Below are 16,143 nucleotides of genomic sequence, written 5' to 3'. Positions count from 1 at the left end.
GGAGTGAGTGATAGAGGGGGGAGGGCGAGGGGGGCGGTCGCGTTTTCAGAAAATTCAACAGGGAGTGAACAACATGAAAAAATTCCTCTATAGGTACAAATTAACAAGAATGAATCGTCAGCAATTGTGGATGCTAATGAGTTTTGCACTCTATACAGAGAATCAAGACATTGTAGACCAAGTACACGATGAAATAGCACAAAGAAACTTCTTAGGAAAGCGGTGAGCAAGGTGTTCAAGCGTAGATTCAAGTATTACAAATACAACATGAGGAAAGGACGATTTACAGCATGTTTAATAAAAATAAAATAGAGGTTATTCCCTTTAATGAATTCATGAGCCGGCCAGCCTATCGAATTCCAAAGAAAATACCTCTTACAAACAGTATATTCTCATTCCTTCCACCTATCACACTAAAAGGCTTATTTCCACTACATGAACCAGCATTCGCCCTATTTGTCCTTGGCGGTGGTTTAATTGTCGCTACCGCCTTTGTTGAATATTTACTTGCTGAAAATGATTCGGGGTATATAGCGAGCATTATTTCAAGTGCTGCAAGTGTCCTGTTTCCTATAGTCGCTTATGGTGCCGTATTTTGGTTTATATTCTTTGGAATGTGAGGGGTTGAATGGATGGGTAAGGTAAAAGCCTTCTTTAGAAAACAAAAGGCTAAAACAGAGCTTAAAAAGGCATTTAATAACGCAGGTTTATATAACAAATACAAAAACGGAGATAAAGAAATAAAAGTCTATCCAAAGATTCATAGTGTTTCCTTCGATGATGTTAAAAAAACAACTAGTTATGTTTTTACACTTCTAAATGGGATGGATCCAAAAGAAGTCACAAAAAAAGAATATGTCCTTTTGCAGCATTTTGGGAAAAACATCGAGATTGAAGGTGACCATAAAAAATTTGAGCTGACAATCTATGAGAGAGGGATGAAGGATAAATTGACATACAACTATGAGGACATTGAGCCAGTTATAAAAGGGATGAAAGTTCCTATCGTTTGTGGAATCAATAAAAATGGTGAATGGATTGCTTATGATGCGAAAACAGAACCGAATGCTCTTATCTCTGGTGAGCCCGGGAGCGGGAAGTCCACACAGTTACGCTCTATTCTTTGCACTCTAATTAAATACAAATCACCGGAAGAACTTCAAATGTACTTGGGTGATTTAAAAATGTCTGAATTCCATTTATTTAAAGGTGTAAAGCATGTGAAAGAAGTAAGCGTGTTTCCTGAGGACTTAGAAAAAATGTTAGCTAAAGTATATAAAGAGATGGTTAATCGCAGTAAGACTTTAAATAAATACGGTGTAATGCACATTGACGATCTACCAGAAGGGCAAAAGGTACCTTATATTGTTTTGGCCATAGATGAAATAGTTATGGTGATGGATAACAAAGAGGTTAAAAGAATGCTAGTTCAAATCGATTCGCTTGGAAGAGCTCTAGGAATCTATAACCTTTTATCATTACAGAGACCATCACATGACATATTAGATACAAAAGTTCGTTCGTTACTAACCGTTCGAATGGGCTTTCGGACTACCGATGCTTCAAACGCAAAAATAATAGGCACACCGGGTAGCGAAAAGATAAGTAAAGACGTTCCGGGACGGTTTATTCTTAAACGAGATACTTTAGACGAAATTCAAGCTCCATTTCTAACGGAAAAGGCATCTAAAAAACTTTTAGAGGGGTATAAGAGCCTAGAGCAAGAGGACACCCTTAAAAACGAATCTGAGGAGAATGTGGAGGATATACCCGCGACTGATCTCAGGGAAGAGGATATTTTCAATGGTGGTGTGACTCAATGAAACTAACAAAGCGAGATAAAGCCATAATTGCCGATTTAAACCGTTTTAGAGTTATGGATAGGGATAGTATAGCGGAGCTCCATTTTAATAATTTAAAAGATCCTACGTATGCTGCAAACACTGTACTACTTCGCTTAACAAGAGAAGAACAAATACAACGTTCTGAGTCGTTCACACCTTACGTTTATTTTGGACCAGAGGTAAGTATGAAAAAGAATAGTGCAAAGATAGGACATTTCTTAGCGATCCTTAATGTCTATAAAGAAATCCTGAAGCATGGGAAAGTTGATACGTTCCAAGTTGAACCTAAATATATAGCTAAAGGTGAAGGAGCGGAGCCGGATATATTCTGTATATTTAGGAGAACACCATTCTTTATCGAGGTGCAAAAGACAATATACAGCGAAAAACAGATGAGTGATAAACTAGATAGATATGTAGATTTATATGAGAGTGGAGTCATTGCTGGGGAGCCGTGGCAACCTTCAGATAAAAAGGTATTTCCACACGTTCTTATACTGTCCGAACAGCGTTATCCTATCGATAACAATTACCCTTTTAGAGTAGTTCAGGCACAATCCTTTACTCAGTTCTTAAATTCACTAAAACCGAAAGAGCAGCGGGTCCAGGAGCCTATTAAAGTACAATCGAATAATGGATCTATTAAGCTTAATATAAATTAGGGCCCCGGTTATTCGGAGCTCCTTTTTTTATATTTACTTAACCAGTTATAAAACTCATCTTCTCTTACTCTTTTTAATCGTCCTATTCTAATTAAAGGGAAATCCTTATACTCCATAACTTCATAGGCATACCTTTTGGAGCAACTTAAAGCAAGCATAACATCTTCAACATTTAAAAGTTTAGGTTTACTTGCAGGCTTAGTTTTAGTGCTGGCAACAAGTTGCTGTAATTCCTCACGAATAATCCTTCGAATGATTTCTTCTATGCTCATTGATTATTTACCAAACAAACGAGAAAGAAACCCTTTAGGTTTTTCCTCTTGTGTAGCTGCGATCTCTAATCGTTTTTGCTCCATTGATTCATTCAGTTGGTGGACTAAGTACCGGTCACGATGTTCTATCGTATCATTCAACTTCTTTTCAAAAGCTTTAAACATTGCTTCACGTTCTTTTTCAATCGCCTTTTCTACAGATGATTGAATTAACTCAGCTAAATCCTCTTTAGATACCGTTATAATATCGCGGTTTTCTTCGTTAACGCTTAGCGTTTTTTCGGTGTTATTTGTTGCTTTTTCTCTTGATACTATTGACTTTATCGCGTTATCCCGATTGCGGGTTTTTTCAATCTCGTTTTTAATATCTAATAACACGGTAATATCACGGTTATAGAATATACGTTGATCCTTATCATTTCTTTCAAACTCGTAACCTTCCTTTTCCATCGAAAGGCACCATTGACGTAGCGTGCTTGAGTTGATATTCAGCTTTAAAGCAACATCTTTTGAAAATAATCCATACTCGTTCATATCGCGTTACCTCCCAGTTGTAACGGTGTTATTTGTACCTAATTATGGAGTGCTCGTCTAATTATGGCAACAGTAGGAGATAAAAAAGTAACTATTAGAAGGTTGTAAGCATTAACCTAAAAAGGCTGTAACTGTTGATATATATAGGATTAATCATTTTTGTAGATTACTAGTAGTTACTTTAGTTACCCATTTTCCCTGTTCCTTTCTTATGAAATAAATAAATAAAATAATAATTAATTATATATAGGGCTTAGATATAAAATCATGTAACTTTGGTAACTTAGTAACTATTAGAAAAAATAATCCAATAATACATATTGACTTACTGATTGCATTACAGTATATTAAGATTAATTAAAGTTAAATAAAGGAAATTAAAGTTAAAAAGGAGCGGGTTAGAATGTCACAACAAGTGAGTGTTCGATTAGATGATGTACACGCAGCATTCCTAGAAAGAATGGTCGAGAAGTTAGCAGCTGAGGGAGTAACGACAAATAAGAGCGATGTGATCCAGAAGGCCATCTATTCTTTTGCTCGTGAAACAGTTCTTGGAGCTGAAGAGGTTACAGAAATCATTGATAAGCATTATAAAGGGTTTTAATAATGACAGACTTAAAAGAGCTCGAAGCAAGTATTGGAGGATATGATCTATCGCATTTAGATGAACGAAGGCTAAAGAAATTTAAAAAGAAACTTCAAAGACTGGGGGATAGTTCGTTATCTATTGAAGAACGCTGGACTATTAAACTAGAGTTAGCTCAAGAGGTATTAACCAATAAAGAAAATAAGAGATAATATACAGGATTTTATGCATCATTTAAGACCGTTTCAATTATGTAAACACTGATAAATCAACAATGTATAAAAGTATGTATACCAGGAGCGGGTTGAAAAGGGCATATTCATTGATATGTAGGCATTATAAAATTACGTAAAAAAATTATTTTGCGCAGTAATTATGAATAAATATGAATTTAAGGGGGTGGTACAATCGTTCGTCTTATTTCGACAAATAGCAGGATAAACTAACAAATTTAGAGAATTCCAACACCTAAGACACTACATAAGAATCAACTACTTAGGAGGAATGTATGTGAAAGTGAATGTTGATCTAAAAGAAATTATTGAGATTATGAAAAAAGAAAGGCAAGAATTTTTAGTCACCCAGAAGGAAAAAGATATTGTGCATGTGGATGTAATGCCAGAAGGACTTGTGATTGAAACTGAGGATATGATTATTATAGGCGGTACTAAATTAAATAAAAGAAAAGAACGCACTGTTGGCGCAGCACGTTCCGTTGAAAAAGTATAACTTCAAACAACTAAAAATATATCATAGTGGGTAGATTTCACCAAGAGGTCTGCCCTATTTTTTACATAAAAACACTATAACTATAGTGAAAACAACAATTGGTGAAACTGATAACACTGCTATTGGTGAAACAAACAACACTACAGTTGGCGAAACTGACAACTAAGAAAGAAAGAACTTAAAGAAAAATATAAAAAAAGGATGATGATATGAACTATCCTTTTTTAAATGTTCAGAGGTGCAAATTAGTAACATGTTTCAGCTGCTCTTTTTTATGATCCTTAAACCGTACTTATTGCAAGCTTTCTAAAAATAAAAACTCCTATAACTAGAAAATAATTATTATCGAGCTCATTATACAACTCATTCGTAATCTTATTATCTATTTTAAGGCGTGATAAGGGGTAATTTAGTACCGGGTAAGAGTTCGAGTTTTATAGATTCGGGCCAATCCATTGGTACATAAGGAATTTGAAGGATTAAAACGCGACAGTATGGAGGATTATTAAAAGATTATGATAATCCAGTCCATAATCCTTTATATTGTCGTTCAAATAGTCATTTTTAGTAGTAATCTACTCTAGATCATCGATTCTAGTTGACTCTAAATAGTTGATTATCAACTAAAATTTCTAAAAAATATTTTCTCCCCTTTGCTTGTAATCTATTATTCAAGTATGTAAAATGAAATTTAACTTAATAGTTTCGGAAAAATTAAAAAGCCATTTCCATATGTTAGAGGTCGGCAAACCACTAACGGAAATGACTTCTTTTAGCCTGTTACTCATCCCAACAGGTTTTTAGATGTTCTTATTTTAACGTGAATTAACTCCCAATGCAATAGTATTGTTTTGGTTTGTTTTGACATATTTTCTCGTTTTTTGGAGCACTCTATTAACCTACTTTTAACAGGTTGATAGAGTGCTTTTTGTTTTCCGTCCACATGGATGGCAGGGAAACCATGTAAAAAACGAGGTATAGTGTAGCCAAAGCAAAAAATACACTCGGATAATCGGTTATTGTTGCATTTAACCGTATGACGTAAGCGAGGTAAAGAGCGCAGGCCTTGTATAAAAAAGCCTAAGGGATAGCCTTTAAAGGGTTGTATATCCTAATGAAGATGATAACCAAGACTTCAGCGGCAAAAAGTGTTCAGGGGGATCAAACAAGACTCAGCTGTACGACTGTAGTTAACCATTTACTCGTAAGCGGCGGTAGAGACACTGTTTCATGTCTATTCTTATCATTGTTGTAAGGATAGAGGGTTATATAGCGAATCACTCGAAAGAGAACGGTGTAGGGCATGGATACGCACCGTAAGGCAGGACAAGCCTATAAGCTATATGTGGAGGGTACGACACCTTTTCACGTCTTATGCAACGTCTACACATACGGATACCATAACTCAGTTATACAGAGTACATAACCAGTATGAAGACAGATTTTTAACCTCATAAAATTTTCACAGGGGTTAGTCTGTCTTCCAGCCGTTGTCCATTCCTCGAGGCCAGAGTATAGGAAAACCTAAAAAAATCAAGAGATTTTTAAAAGAAATTAATAAAAAATTTATTTAGTTAGTATGAGGACGTAGCTTCGTGTGCGGGAGTGGAGCACATCCGGAGGTTGTAAAACCGAGGACCTTAAGAAAACAAACAGAACGGTACTCACAAACAGTAAAGATCTATATAAAGAGAACGGTTAGAAAGATGGAAAGAGTAATGCAAAAAGTTTGGTGGACTATGAAGGATTTAGAACAAGTCACTGGTTATAGTGACGATTGGCTAAAAGAGAATATTCTTTTACGTCCTGCTTTTAAGAAGATTCTTGATTTAGAAAATGGTGGTTTTGTTTACTATCCTGAGAAACGCAGGGAGAAATGGTTATTTATCGCTTTGAAAATGCAAGAGTTTTTGGAAAACCATTTCGCTCAAATCTTTAGTAAAAATTAAAAATAAAATTAAACAGCCTTCCAAAAGTGTCGATATATATGGATAACAAAAGGGAGGTGAACTTATGTATATTCCTGTGGAAAGAAAAGCAAAGCCTGGTGAGTACATCGAGCATAAGAAAACAGGTCAAATTCTGTTAGCAAGATGGGTAGATCACGAAGGGTTAGCTATTGTAGATGAACATTTTCATCCAGGGCACGATGCACCAGAGCATGAAATGTGGGGAACAAGTGATTATTTTGTGTTAGAAAAAATTAATCCAATTCACCACTAAAACAAAAAAAGCATAGTAACACCAGGGACGGAGTTACCATGCTATATCACTTTATAGTAAAATATAAATATATAATTTCTTATGAGGTGATAACTGAATGTTTGAAGTTCGTAAAGATGTTTTAAAGAAATTTAGCAAAGAAATAAATAAGGCTATCGAAACATACCGCCTATGTTTATTTACTCTTCCAGAAGAAAAACTCCCTAGAATTACCCCATCTTATTCACTTGTTCCACCTTCTAACACAAACACACCGTATTCATCTACTGAAGATATTGCAATTGAAAGAGCTGACTTTGAAAAAGAAAAAAGTGAGTTTATTAAGTCTTTTCTAAAGGCTGTTAATAGGCTTGGAGAAAAAGAGAGACAAGGTTTTATCCTTAGATATTTAAGTGAGGATGAAATGTTTGATTATGAGGTTTACAATGAGCTAAACATGAGTGAATGGTACTATCACCAGAAATTTAAACCACTTGTTCTTTATAAATTTGGTATTGCTTTAGGAATTATTGATGTTCGGGCGATTAGTTGAAATTATAAAAGCATGGCTTTTCCTGAATTAGGAGCTGCCATGCTTTTTATTGTTTTCATAATGAACTTTTCTGCGGTCACAATTATTACAAAATTTAGTCCTGGAATGCTTAGTCCAAAACATACTATTACATTCTCCATTAGCACAGTATCGAAGCCTTTTTTTATTTTCAGTATCCTTTTTTGTCATTAGCATCCCTAATTGGTAATAAGCAATGTCTAATTGATTTTTGGCACTTATATAAAAGATATTAGAGTCTGTTTTTTCATCATATCTTAATCGAACGGTTACGGATCCCCAGGTCCCCACATCTTCGGCTAATGCTTTTTTTGTAATTGAAAGCTCACTTAATTCCGGATGGAGCTTTTTGTTTTTATCTAGAGTAAGCAGGGCCGATTTATACTTCTTAATTTCTTTGTCATTCTCTTCAAATATTGCCTTCCACATTAAAAAGCGTGCATTTAACATAGCTAATTTACGCTTGAATTTATTTAAATTAAGTTTCACTATATTCTCGCTTTCTAAGTATGGAAAACCGTAATTTTGCACCCATTTTAAAATATCCTCATCAGAAATTACCGTATCAAGCTTATTTATATTAGGTTGTGCTGAGTAATACTGTTTTGGTAAATCACCTTTTACTAAGTTGATTAATGATAGCAAGAAATTAATGTTATCTACTTCTACTTCCTCGGCTTTGTACCCCTTTTTCCCGACAATATAAACCTCTTCATCATCTTTCTCCAATTCATAACTTTCAAAGTGAGTGTTTACTGTATTTGATGCAGCTAAGGTTCCCACATGGTCATTTAAATCACCTATATACAATTCTTTCTCCATTTTTTTCTCCTTTTTTTTGAAATTTGACGTAAATTAGACGTTGAATCATTTTCTATCGTCAAAATAATTGTTACTCTGAATATATCATCATCATCATTATTTAACAAGAAGGGAGTAAGAAAAGTGTTTAGAAACTCAGATATAAAAATGACAATACGCGAGTCACGGTTAAGTCAATGGATGGTAGCAGAACGGTTAGGGATAAGTGAAGCAACTTTCACTCGTTGGTTAAGAGGAGAGCTTCCACCAGATAAGAAAATCCAGATTTTAAAGGCAGTTACTAGCCTTAAAAAGGAGATAGCTGCTAATGGATCAGCGGACTAAAGAAAAATGCGTTTTAATCGGTTATCTCTTAGATTCGATGAAAGAAATTTATTACGAAGATGCAAAATTAAGACTTGCGGGTGTAGATATTGCCACTTTTGGAATCATTGAGAGCAAGCTTTGGGAAGGTATTAAGTTCATTGTTGGAATGCCAGCAAAGGAAGAAGAAGGTGTATTTATAAGTGATTACTGGTATGACGTTGCTTACGACTATGTATGTCAAAAAATCACAAAAGAACAAGCAATAGTAAGTTTACTCAGCTGGGAAACGGAATTCGAAAAGTAGGTGAGGTGATATGGAAGGCTACATAAAGCTGTATCGAAAACTATTGCATAATCCTATATTCAATGATTTTCAGCTTTATAGATTATGGACATTGATTTTATTGAATGCGAGTTATAAAGAACGTGAAATTTTGATAGATGGTCAACTGGTAAAAATTAAGCCAGGTCAATGGGTAATAGGGCGGTTTTCTCTATTCGATATGTACAATAATGGGTTATCTCCAAAGGACAAAATTAAAGGAAACAAAACTCCATATCGTTGGCTAGAAAAATTAGAAAAACTCGGATATTTAACCCTTGAAAAGACCAACAAATATACGGTTATAAACGTTGTAAACTGGGCGATTCACCAAAGTGACGAGCAACAAAATGACCAACAGACTGACCATCAAATGACCATCAAAAGACCAACAAATGACCATCAAATGACCACAAACAAGAAAGTAAAGAAAGAAAAGAAGGGAAAGAATTATAGTTCCCAGCCAATTGATTTCACAAGCTACTTAGAAGAAGGTGAGTAAATGACCAAACGAGAGGTAGCCAAAATACTTACACAAATATCTATTACTTACAAAAACAGGTTCAGTTGTGAAGATCCTAAAGAAAAGTTAGATATCTGGTATGAAATGTTATGTGATCAAGATTATGAAGCAGTTATGAGGAATCTTAACCAACACATTAAAACTAATCGCTTTGTTCCAACTATCGCAGAGCTTAGAGTACCAGAACAAGAGACTGGTTCTAGATACAACTATGAAGCTATTGAAGATATGAGGAAGTTAAGAAGAGGAGAATTGTTTTAAAAAAGGGTTATCGGGGGTTATTGGTTTCTATATTCACCTCTTATGAAAAATTAAATAAATAAAAAAATATATATATAGGGCTTTAATACTTTTCCTGTTAATTTCGATAACCCATTAACCCAGAAAATATTCAAAATCCCTACATATCAACGTTTTAGGGGATTTTAATAAAAAAAGGTTTGCATAAGTCGATAACCCTTTCCTGAATAAAGGGGTCAGTTAATGAAATGTTAACGAATCGTTAATTAAATATTTCTTGAACAAACTCAAAGAAACATTGATAGATTAGGGTTTTTCTCTAAAAAGTAAATTGATTAGTTAATGAATTAACGAATTTCCTATGTTCCTTTCTCATGAAAATTAATTAATAAAAAATAATTAATTATATATAGGAGTTTAATAGTTTTCACTGTTAATTTATTAACTCGTTAACAGGAATTCTTATGAAACCCTTATGGCTCTAAGAGTTAAGGTCCAATTTTAATTAACTTTTTCGTTAACAAACAACCGAAAAAGGAGATGTGTATGAATTTATTAGCAGAAATCACACGATTAAACAAAAGAATGGTTGAAGTAGAGAAGTTGCTTAATGTGTACCAGGAGCCTTTCGCCATTACTGAGAAGTTTTTGAATGATAAATGTGAGCTGAGAAATGATCTAAAGGTTGAAGCTAAACATTTATATAAAGTGTTTATTGATTGGATGGAATCCGAGAGCATCACAAATGCTTGTGGATCTCGAACATTCTACTCCAACTTAAGGGATCTAGGATATGAGGTAAGAAAAGGGACCAAGAACAAAGTCTATGTTTATGGCGTTGCATTCAAGAAACAAATTGTGGAAGGTCCTTAACCAGATGGCTAGGAACAATAGCAGAAGAGTGAGGAGTAAAACAGCTAACCATAAAATCATCCGTTTTGTAGGAGATAGAAATCAAAGGTTTAGACAGTTTAAGCGGTGGTTTAATGAACAAGCTACCAAACAATTACTTGAAAAAGAAAAAAGAGAGCCGTGAAAGTGCCTATGTTGAGTAGATCACCACCAGGTACCCCCGGTCAAAAACTTTGGTTTTTAGGCGAAAACGCTCAGACCGTATGGGGAATCTTTTTTCTAGATTTTCTCTCAAAAATTCCCATAAGGGGGGTGATAGAAGTGGCGGTAAGTATTCCGAACCTCAAAAAACAACTAATGTCTAGGATTGATACCAATGATTTAGTTCAGGTTGAGAAAGTCGAAAGGTATATAAATCTAGTTAATTCCATTCGTAGGATTAATCGAATTATTAAAAGTGAAGGTGAATCCATAACCACAGAGAATGGACCGCAAAGATTTACTAAAGCGCATCCTTTGATTGGAGAGCGTAACAAAATTAACTCAGCATTATTAAGCATTGAAAGGTCATTTGACTTTGAATTATTAAATACAACAGACTACAGCGCAGATGATCTAATTTAAAACAAAAAACAGGAGGAATGACAAATGCAATTAATTGATGAAAATCAATATTTCGTAGAATCAAAGAAAGTGATTCAACTAGTATTAGACACTGAAAGAAATTTAGAAAAGCAGTTAAAGTTAGCGGACAAGCTACAACTGGTAAAGCAACAGAAGAGTGAAACAAGATCCCCTGCCGAATATGAGGAATTGGAGAAACTGGAGAAAGAACTAGAGCGTAAGATTCGTTTTGACCAATTTAATGCTCCAGCCGTACCAAAAGAGCATAAAGAAAAAGTTAAGAAAAACGTAGTAGTAGAGCAGTTAGAAGTAGATGAGAAGTTGAATGAATTAAAAGCAGAGTTAAAAGGACGTATTGAGGTACTAGAACAAGAATTACTCCCTCTTATCGAGGGTATTGAAAAATTGGAAGACTTAAAGAGAATTCCTAACCGTATAGATCTACTTCTTGTGTCGGAAATCGGGGAGAGAGTTGCTATTCCTTGTAGTTACGCTATGAACTTAGTTGCACCTTCAAATAACCAATCACAATCAAGTGTAGCTGCAAAAGACTTAAAAAAGGTTATTCAAGCATTAAAGAAGATTGAGGTACCAGTAGAAACAAAAGGGTTATTAGACTTTTTGAAACGAGGTAAGAAATAATGTACACGTTCGAAAAAGAAATCTTAAAGAGAGAAATGTTGGTCCCGGTTTGTAGTTATGAATACAAAGTAATTCCTTTATCAGACAGTGCAAAAACAGCCTTTGCTTTATTTAATAAGCGTAATGGTGAATTGGAAAGGAATAGGGCTGACCTTCATAAGAAGTATTTGAAACTTGATGAATTCCCATTTGCTGGGCAAAGAACTTTCTACTATGAGGATCCGCAGGAAAGCGAAGAAACTAGAAAAGTTATGGTTAAAGAATTAGCTATTATGAATATGGCGGATAGATGGGTCCCTGGTATCTCTCACCATGAAATTAAAAAAGGTACAGGATGGGCTCCATTGATTGAAGGTACAGATTTTGTCGTAGAAATTGGTGAGAAAATCGTTCATGAAAAGCCGAAAAATCTAACCTTTGATGATATTAAAGCACTTTAGAGGGAGGTGATAATAATGTTCATGATGAATCGAAGTATGCCTAAAGAGATTCAAGTACAAATGATGGAGAAGTACAGAGAGAAAATTTCTCAAAGCTACTCTAACAAAGTTAATCAAGTGAAAAAGGCATCTAATAAAGGCAATAACAAGAAAATCGTTAATTCACTTCTGAGTATTTAGGTTGAATTTAAAGTCATATTGTAATACCTCCAAGATCCCCGCACCTTTCTCCTATTAGGGTGTGGGGAATTTTTATAAAGAGGGAGGTGAAAACATGAAAAGACGAAGGAAAAAAGGCAAGTATCAGAATATGAGTAACTTATTTAAGCTTTATGTAGCTTTTCAAAGTACCACAGATACCAATGATAAATTAACAATCGCTTTTGAGATGATGAACTATGATCTCGATACCATTATTAAACACGGTGAGCATTATCAAAAGTTTTTTATTGATGTTGTGCTATTTGCAGTGAAACAGGGTAAAGATTGTTGGTTGCAACGTGGATACAGTGAACAGTTATTCCAGGATGCTTTAGAAAGCACTACAGAATTAATAAGGTAGGTGAGGTTATATGGCAAGTAAAGTATTATCAGCAATATTGACAATGAAAGACCAAAATTTTTCATCCACATTGAAAAGTGCAGCAGGTGGAGTTAATGATTTTGATAGAAGGTTGAAACATACTGGAAATCAGATAAATCAATTTAGAGAAAATACAGTTACATCTTTTAGAAATATGGCTGTAGGTGTAGCAGCTGGAATAGCCGGGGCATTTGCAGTAGATAAATTAAAAAACTTTGGTATAAGCATGGTGGAAAGTGCAGCTAATGCTCAAGCGATGGGAGCACAATTTACACAAGTCTTTGGCGGTGTTCAAGGACAAGCACAAGAAACGGTAGATAGCTTAGGTAAATCATTTGGTATGGTAAGTGAACGAATTAAGCCAGCCTTTACCACAATGACTTCTATGTTCAAAGGTTTAGGGATGGATACTACAGAAGCTATGAAACAAGCGCAATCAGCTGTAACGATAGCCGCGGATAGTGCAGCCTTTTATGATAAGTCATATGAAGATGCGAACTCTGCTTTAAATAGCTTTATCAAAGGTAACTATGAAGGCGGGGAAGCGATAGGACTATTTGCAAATGAAACACAAATGGCTTCCTGGGCAACTAAAAACTTAAATCTAGACTGGAAAAAGCTAGATGAAGCCGGGAAACAAGTGGCACGTTTACAGTTTGCTAAATCGATGCAGGAAGCAGCCGGAGCCACAGGGCAAGCTTCTAGAGAATCTGACAGTTATCAAAACCAGTTAGGAAATTTACGTTCAGAATGGGATACGTTGAAAGGTAAATTAGGGCAACCTTTACTTGAACCAGTAACAAGAGGTTTAAAAGGGGTAGCAGCGTGGATTGATAAAGTTGATACTCAAGCCATTATTAATGGTTTTACTACCTTTGGAACTAAAACAAAACAATATGCTCTTCCTGTCCTCGATGGACTGAAAAAAGGTATTGGTTGGATTGTCGATAACAAAGAACCGATCATTGCAGCAACAGCCGGGATTGTCGGTGGATTAGTAGCATTTAAAGTCATAACGGGTATTAATTCAGCGTTAGGAACATTCAATCTCTTACTAACAGCACATCGAGCAGGTACTTTAGCTTCTACAGCTGCAACTTTAGGTTTTAATACAGCTTTACTTGCAAACCCGTTAACATGGGTTGCAGTTGGTATTGCAGCAGTTATAGCCGGTGGTATACTCCTATATAAAAATTGGGATACCGTAAGAGAAAAAGGGTTAGCTCTCTGGGCAGGATTAAAGCTAGTATGGGTAGGTATAGAAGTTGGATTCTCCTCAATGTGGGGCAAAATGCAACGAGCTGCAGCAAATGGAGTTAACGGAATTATTGATCGTGTTAATTCTTTAATCGAGAAGGTTAATAAAGTACCAGGGGTTAATATTCCATTACTTCCAAATGTAAAATGGGGAAGCGTTCCAGTTTCTAGAGATTATTCAAAGAAATCAATCCCTCAATTCGCACTAGGTACCAGTTACTTCCCTGGAGGAAATGCCATTATTAATGAGCGTGGAGGGGAAATTGTAGATCTACCTAATGGATCTAGAGTCTACCCACACGATAAGAGCGTTCAAATGGCAAAAAATGAAGGGAATAAGGTTGTAGTAAACTTAAATATTCAAGGAAATGTTTTAAGTAATAAACAATATTTCGATGAGACGATAAGTTATTTAGTAAGAAATCTAGAGTTACAATTATCCAACATGTAAAAATGGAGGGGTTGCTATTTTTAGCAGCTCCTTTTAGTTTTTTAGTATATAATAAGAGTAGCTTGTTTACACATTGACCTGGGAGAAATTCCAGTGCCGCCTTTTACTAGGTGGCTTTTTTTACGTCTAAAAACATTGGATATCGATTCTATATATCATTTCTCATTGAAATTCACATGAAATTAGGAGTCGTTTTATAAAAATAGGGGTAACATAGCCTAAACAATTAGAACGCCTAAAAACACCCTTAAAACGCAAATAAAAGGGTGTTATTTTAGATTCTGTTCAATTTTCCGTATTACATGACCCATATTACTATTTATTTGCCTGCCACTAAACCTCAGTACTTTCCAGCCGTTTTTCTTTAAATAAGAATTCTTTTTCGCATCATGTGCCTTTTGTGCAGCTGAAGAGTGAAAAGCTTTACCATCACACTCTATTGCCAGTCGGTATTGTGGTAAGGCAATATCAATACGGTACTTTCCACATGGCACTTGAGTTTCTACATAATACCCTCGTGTAGTTAATGCTCCATATAACCTCGTTTCTATAGGGCTTTCACATTTCAAACGATGATTAGTAACCTCTGGCACCGTAACAAATTCCGGATTTCTAAGATGATCCAGCAAGTAGTACAGGGGAATTAAAACAAAAACCAATACAAAAACTATAGGACCGAATGAGTCCATAAAAAATCACCTCTAAACTATAATTGTCAAATTAGAGATGATTCATAATAGATTAATTTATGTTTCCCTGGACAGAAATCCCAAAAGGAAATTCCAAGAGGAAATCCCAAAGGGAAAAGAAAAACGTTTCCTTTTGGCCGTTTCCTTGGAAGGAAATAAAAAAGAACGGCTAAACCGTTCCGGTGTAAGGTTTTATTAAACTTGGAGAAAGCGAACTAATTGCTCTTTTTCAACCTCAAATTATTCAAAAATAAGTGAACTTAACTTAGCTGTTTTCACTACCCCATACAGGCCGTTTTTACCCTTAGATATAGGTGATATGAATACCCCATTTGTCTATGTGTGACTTGAATTACTAATTTTTACTGTATGGGTTACATATCGAAAAAGTCATTAGAGTTTACTGTAGGATCTATTTCTCTTAGTGCTTTAAGTATCTTCTTAATCGTCCTGGTCGTTGGAGCTCGATCAGAATCACCTGCAGCTAAATCATTAATCGTATTTCGATTTACTCCTGATTTATTTGCTAACCACGTTTGGGATATTCCTCGCTGATCTAACCACTTACCCAGTTTACTTCTCTTTTTACCTAGTCCGAACATGTTTAACCTCTCCCTTTACTATTCAACTGGTACAAGTCATGTCCAAAAAGACTAAAAAAAATACCAAATTTGAATAAAAAATTAGTCAACATGGACAAGCGGTGCTACATACACTTATATCAACTAGCAAGTGCAGTAAGAAACAACCCAGATAATTATCATCTATACGAATCCTAATGAGGTAGCTGATCTACTTACTAAACATTATTTACTTCAGTATACCTAGTGCACTAGTACAAGAAGAAAGCTAGTAGGAACGCGAAAAAGAAAATCTGTTAAGAACGAGGGAGAGAAAGGAGTGAGTGATAGAGGGGGGAGGGCGAGGGGGGCGGTCGCGTTTTCAGAAAATTCAACAGGGAGTGAACAACATGAAAAAATTCCTCTATAGGT

27 protein-coding genes are annotated in these 16,143 nt (G+C 35.2%); 22 read left to right on the top strand and 5 right to left on the bottom strand.

The window, feature by feature from the left end:
* Positions 1–73 precede the first annotated feature (73 nt).
* The 4 genes from J2Z26_RS21925 (at position 74) to J2Z26_RS21910 (ending at position 2,506) form a co-directional block, all read left to right on the top strand.
* Positions 74–226 carry a hypothetical protein gene (locus J2Z26_RS21925; RefSeq protein ID WP_209794474.1) on the top strand — a complete coding sequence of 51 codons (153 nt, stop codon included), beginning with the start codon at positions 74–76 and terminating at the stop codon, positions 224–226.
* Between the two features lie 64 nt (positions 227–290).
* Positions 291–620: a hypothetical protein gene (locus tag J2Z26_RS21920; protein ID WP_209794472.1), complete on the top strand. Its 330-nt coding sequence runs from the start codon at positions 291–293 to the stop codon at positions 618–620.
* Between the two features lie 12 nt (positions 621–632).
* Entirely contained in the window at positions 633–1,823 is a 1,191-nt protein-coding gene (locus J2Z26_RS21915; RefSeq protein ID WP_209794470.1) for an FtsK/SpoIIIE domain-containing protein, read from the top strand.
* Positions 1,820–2,506 carry a replication-relaxation family protein gene (locus tag J2Z26_RS21910; RefSeq protein ID WP_209794468.1) on the top strand — a complete coding sequence of 229 codons (687 nt, stop codon included), beginning with the start codon at positions 1,820–1,822 and terminating at the stop codon, positions 2,504–2,506. The genes J2Z26_RS21915 and J2Z26_RS21910 overlap by 4 nt, the downstream gene beginning before the upstream one ends.
* A gap of 8 nt (positions 2,507–2,514) precedes the next feature.
* Here the strand turns inward: J2Z26_RS21910 and J2Z26_RS21905 are convergent, their stop codons facing one another.
* Positions 2,515–2,778: a MerR family transcriptional regulator gene (locus J2Z26_RS21905; protein ID WP_209794477.1), complete on the bottom strand. Its 264-nt coding sequence runs from the start codon at positions 2,776–2,778 to the stop codon at positions 2,515–2,517.
* Between the two features lie 3 nt (positions 2,779–2,781).
* Positions 2,782–3,312 (bottom strand): DNA-binding protein, encoded by a 531-nt coding sequence (locus tag J2Z26_RS21900; RefSeq protein ID WP_209794466.1) that lies wholly within the window; start codon positions 3,310–3,312, stop codon positions 2,782–2,784.
* Positions 3,313–3,715: 403 nt separating this feature from the next.
* Between J2Z26_RS21900 and J2Z26_RS21895 the strand changes: the two genes are divergently transcribed.
* The 6 genes from J2Z26_RS21895 (at position 3,716) to J2Z26_RS21870 (ending at position 7,382) form a co-directional block, all read left to right on the top strand.
* Positions 3,716–3,916 carry a hypothetical protein gene (locus tag J2Z26_RS21895; RefSeq protein WP_209794464.1) on the top strand — a complete coding sequence of 67 codons (201 nt, stop codon included), beginning with the start codon at positions 3,716–3,718 and terminating at the stop codon, positions 3,914–3,916.
* Positions 3,917–3,918: 2 nt separating this feature from the next.
* Complete coding sequence (locus J2Z26_RS21890; RefSeq protein WP_209794462.1) at positions 3,919–4,110, top strand: hypothetical protein; 192 nt, start codon at positions 3,919–3,921, stop codon at positions 4,108–4,110.
* Positions 4,111–4,408: 298 nt separating this feature from the next.
* Positions 4,409–4,627, top strand: a complete 219-nt coding sequence (locus J2Z26_RS21885; protein WP_209794461.1) for a hypothetical protein — start codon at positions 4,409–4,411, stop codon at positions 4,625–4,627.
* A gap of 1,718 nt (positions 4,628–6,345) precedes the next feature.
* A complete protein-coding gene (locus tag J2Z26_RS21880) occupies positions 6,346–6,576 on the top strand; it encodes a DUF771 domain-containing protein (RefSeq protein ID WP_411797554.1) in 231 nt (76 codons plus the stop codon).
* A gap of 64 nt (positions 6,577–6,640) precedes the next feature.
* Positions 6,641–6,850, top strand: coding sequence for a hypothetical protein (locus tag J2Z26_RS21875; protein ID WP_209794459.1), 210 nt, complete (start codon positions 6,641–6,643; stop codon positions 6,848–6,850).
* 97 nt (positions 6,851–6,947) lie between these two features.
* Entirely contained in the window at positions 6,948–7,382 is a 435-nt protein-coding gene (locus J2Z26_RS21870) for an ArpU family phage packaging/lysis transcriptional regulator (RefSeq protein ID WP_209794458.1), read from the top strand.
* 27 nt (positions 7,383–7,409) lie between these two features.
* On the opposite strand, the gene J2Z26_RS21865 is transcribed toward J2Z26_RS21870, so the two are convergent.
* On the bottom strand, positions 7,410–8,222 hold the full coding sequence (locus tag J2Z26_RS21865) for a hypothetical protein (protein WP_209794457.1): 813 nt from the start codon (positions 8,220–8,222) through the stop codon (positions 7,410–7,412).
* Between the two features lie 123 nt (positions 8,223–8,345).
* Here J2Z26_RS21865 and J2Z26_RS21860 point away from each other — a divergent pair, with 123 nt between their 5' ends.
* From J2Z26_RS21860 to J2Z26_RS21805, 12 genes are all read left to right on the top strand, one after another.
* Positions 8,346–8,546 (top strand): hypothetical protein, encoded by a 201-nt coding sequence (locus J2Z26_RS21860; protein ID WP_209794456.1) that lies wholly within the window; start codon positions 8,346–8,348, stop codon positions 8,544–8,546.
* Positions 8,530–8,832: a hypothetical protein gene (locus J2Z26_RS21855; protein ID WP_209794455.1), complete on the top strand. Its 303-nt coding sequence runs from the start codon at positions 8,530–8,532 to the stop codon at positions 8,830–8,832. Before J2Z26_RS21860 ends, J2Z26_RS21855 begins: the two co-directional genes overlap by 17 nt.
* Positions 8,833–8,842: 10 nt before the next feature.
* Complete coding sequence (locus J2Z26_RS21850) at positions 8,843–9,352, top strand: hypothetical protein (protein ID WP_209794454.1); 510 nt, start codon at positions 8,843–8,845, stop codon at positions 9,350–9,352.
* Positions 9,353–9,634: a replicative helicase loader/inhibitor gene (locus J2Z26_RS21845; RefSeq protein ID WP_209794453.1), complete on the top strand. Its 282-nt coding sequence runs from the start codon at positions 9,353–9,355 to the stop codon at positions 9,632–9,634.
* Between the two features lie 525 nt (positions 9,635–10,159).
* Positions 10,160–10,486, top strand: coding sequence for a primase-like DNA-binding domain-containing protein (locus J2Z26_RS21840; protein ID WP_209794452.1), 327 nt, complete (start codon positions 10,160–10,162; stop codon positions 10,484–10,486).
* Positions 10,487–10,490: 4 nt separating this feature from the next.
* Positions 10,491–10,649 carry a hypothetical protein gene (locus J2Z26_RS21835; protein WP_209794450.1) on the top strand — a complete coding sequence of 53 codons (159 nt, stop codon included), beginning with the start codon at positions 10,491–10,493 and terminating at the stop codon, positions 10,647–10,649.
* Positions 10,650–10,786: 137 nt separating this feature from the next.
* On the top strand, positions 10,787–11,089 hold the full coding sequence (locus J2Z26_RS21830; protein WP_209794448.1) for a P27 family phage terminase small subunit: 303 nt from the start codon (positions 10,787–10,789) through the stop codon (positions 11,087–11,089).
* Between the two features lie 24 nt (positions 11,090–11,113).
* Complete coding sequence (locus tag J2Z26_RS21825) at positions 11,114–11,731, top strand: hypothetical protein (protein WP_209794447.1); 618 nt, start codon at positions 11,114–11,116, stop codon at positions 11,729–11,731.
* Complete coding sequence (locus J2Z26_RS21820) at positions 11,731–12,171, top strand: hypothetical protein (protein WP_209794445.1); 441 nt, start codon at positions 11,731–11,733, stop codon at positions 12,169–12,171. The genes J2Z26_RS21825 and J2Z26_RS21820 overlap by 1 nt, the downstream gene beginning before the upstream one ends.
* 15 nt (positions 12,172–12,186) lie before the next feature.
* The gene (locus J2Z26_RS21815) at positions 12,187–12,351 is read left to right on the top strand and encodes a hypothetical protein (RefSeq protein ID WP_209794443.1); all 165 of its coding nucleotides are present in this window, start codon (positions 12,187–12,189) and stop codon (positions 12,349–12,351) included.
* Between the two features lie 94 nt (positions 12,352–12,445).
* Entirely contained in the window at positions 12,446–12,733 is a 288-nt protein-coding gene (locus tag J2Z26_RS21810) for a hypothetical protein (protein ID WP_209794441.1), read from the top strand.
* Positions 12,734–12,743: 10 nt separating this feature from the next.
* A complete protein-coding gene (locus tag J2Z26_RS21805) occupies positions 12,744–14,462 on the top strand; it encodes a phage tail tape measure protein (protein ID WP_209794439.1) in 1,719 nt (572 codons plus the stop codon).
* Between the two features lie 269 nt (positions 14,463–14,731).
* Here the strand turns inward: J2Z26_RS21805 and J2Z26_RS21800 are convergent, their stop codons facing one another.
* Positions 14,732–15,151: an endonuclease domain-containing protein gene (locus J2Z26_RS21800; protein ID WP_209794437.1), complete on the bottom strand. Its 420-nt coding sequence runs from the start codon at positions 15,149–15,151 to the stop codon at positions 14,732–14,734.
* A gap of 374 nt (positions 15,152–15,525) precedes the next feature.
* A complete protein-coding gene (locus J2Z26_RS21795) occupies positions 15,526–15,753 on the bottom strand; it encodes a helix-turn-helix transcriptional regulator (protein WP_209794435.1) in 228 nt (75 codons plus the stop codon).
* Positions 15,754–16,143: the final 390 nt, after the last annotated feature.

Origin of the sequence: Cytobacillus luteolus (assembly GCF_017873715.1) — a bacterium.
Classification (GTDB): Bacteria; Bacillota; Bacilli; order Bacillales; family Bacillaceae_L; genus Bacillus_BV; species Bacillus_BV luteola.
The sequence above is the reverse complement of the archived record's forward strand: the minus strand, read 5'-3'. Positions and strand labels throughout refer to the sequence as shown.

Excerpts from the sequence above, each read along its gene's own strand:
- J2Z26_RS21925 (WP_209794474.1), top strand. The coding sequence starts at position 74 with ATGAAAAAATTCCTCTATAGGTACAAATTAACAAGAATGAATCGTCAG.
- J2Z26_RS21920 (WP_209794472.1), top strand. The coding sequence starts at position 291 with ATGTTTAATAAAAATAAAATAGAGGTTATTCCCTTTAATGAATTCATG.
- J2Z26_RS21915 (WP_209794470.1), top strand. The coding sequence starts at position 633 with ATGGGTAAGGTAAAAGCCTTCTTTAGAAAACAAAAGGCTAAAACAGAG.
- J2Z26_RS21910 (WP_209794468.1), top strand. The coding sequence starts at position 1,820 with ATGAAACTAACAAAGCGAGATAAAGCCATAATTGCCGATTTAAACCGT.
- J2Z26_RS21905 (WP_209794477.1), bottom strand. The coding sequence starts at position 2,778 with ATGAGCATAGAAGAAATCATTCGAAGGATTATTCGTGAGGAATTACAG.
- J2Z26_RS21900 (WP_209794466.1), bottom strand. The coding sequence starts at position 3,312 with ATGAACGAGTATGGATTATTTTCAAAAGATGTTGCTTTAAAGCTGAAT.
- J2Z26_RS21895 (WP_209794464.1), top strand. The coding sequence starts at position 3,716 with ATGTCACAACAAGTGAGTGTTCGATTAGATGATGTACACGCAGCATTC.
- J2Z26_RS21890 (WP_209794462.1), top strand. The coding sequence starts at position 3,919 with ATGACAGACTTAAAAGAGCTCGAAGCAAGTATTGGAGGATATGATCTA.
- J2Z26_RS21880 (WP_411797554.1), top strand. The coding sequence starts at position 6,346 with ATGCAAAAAGTTTGGTGGACTATGAAGGATTTAGAACAAGTCACTGGT.
- J2Z26_RS21875 (WP_209794459.1), top strand. The coding sequence starts at position 6,641 with ATGTATATTCCTGTGGAAAGAAAAGCAAAGCCTGGTGAGTACATCGAG.
- J2Z26_RS21870 (WP_209794458.1), top strand. The coding sequence starts at position 6,948 with ATGTTTGAAGTTCGTAAAGATGTTTTAAAGAAATTTAGCAAAGAAATA.
- J2Z26_RS21865 (WP_209794457.1), bottom strand. The coding sequence starts at position 8,222 with ATGGAGAAAGAATTGTATATAGGTGATTTAAATGACCATGTGGGAACC.
- J2Z26_RS21855 (WP_209794455.1), top strand. The coding sequence starts at position 8,530 with ATGGATCAGCGGACTAAAGAAAAATGCGTTTTAATCGGTTATCTCTTA.
- J2Z26_RS21850 (WP_209794454.1), top strand. The coding sequence starts at position 8,843 with ATGGAAGGCTACATAAAGCTGTATCGAAAACTATTGCATAATCCTATA.
- J2Z26_RS21845 (WP_209794453.1), top strand. The coding sequence starts at position 9,353 with ATGACCAAACGAGAGGTAGCCAAAATACTTACACAAATATCTATTACT.
- J2Z26_RS21840 (WP_209794452.1), top strand. The coding sequence starts at position 10,160 with ATGAATTTATTAGCAGAAATCACACGATTAAACAAAAGAATGGTTGAA.
- J2Z26_RS21835 (WP_209794450.1), top strand. The coding sequence starts at position 10,491 with ATGGCTAGGAACAATAGCAGAAGAGTGAGGAGTAAAACAGCTAACCAT.
- J2Z26_RS21825 (WP_209794447.1), top strand. The coding sequence starts at position 11,114 with ATGCAATTAATTGATGAAAATCAATATTTCGTAGAATCAAAGAAAGTG.
- J2Z26_RS21820 (WP_209794445.1), top strand. The coding sequence starts at position 11,731 with ATGTACACGTTCGAAAAAGAAATCTTAAAGAGAGAAATGTTGGTCCCG.
- J2Z26_RS21815 (WP_209794443.1), top strand. The coding sequence starts at position 12,187 with ATGTTCATGATGAATCGAAGTATGCCTAAAGAGATTCAAGTACAAATG.
- J2Z26_RS21810 (WP_209794441.1), top strand. The coding sequence starts at position 12,446 with ATGAAAAGACGAAGGAAAAAAGGCAAGTATCAGAATATGAGTAACTTA.
- J2Z26_RS21805 (WP_209794439.1), top strand. The coding sequence starts at position 12,744 with ATGGCAAGTAAAGTATTATCAGCAATATTGACAATGAAAGACCAAAAT.
- J2Z26_RS21800 (WP_209794437.1), bottom strand. The coding sequence starts at position 15,151 with ATGGACTCATTCGGTCCTATAGTTTTTGTATTGGTTTTTGTTTTAATT.
- J2Z26_RS21795 (WP_209794435.1), bottom strand. The coding sequence starts at position 15,753 with ATGTTCGGACTAGGTAAAAAGAGAAGTAAACTGGGTAAGTGGTTAGAT.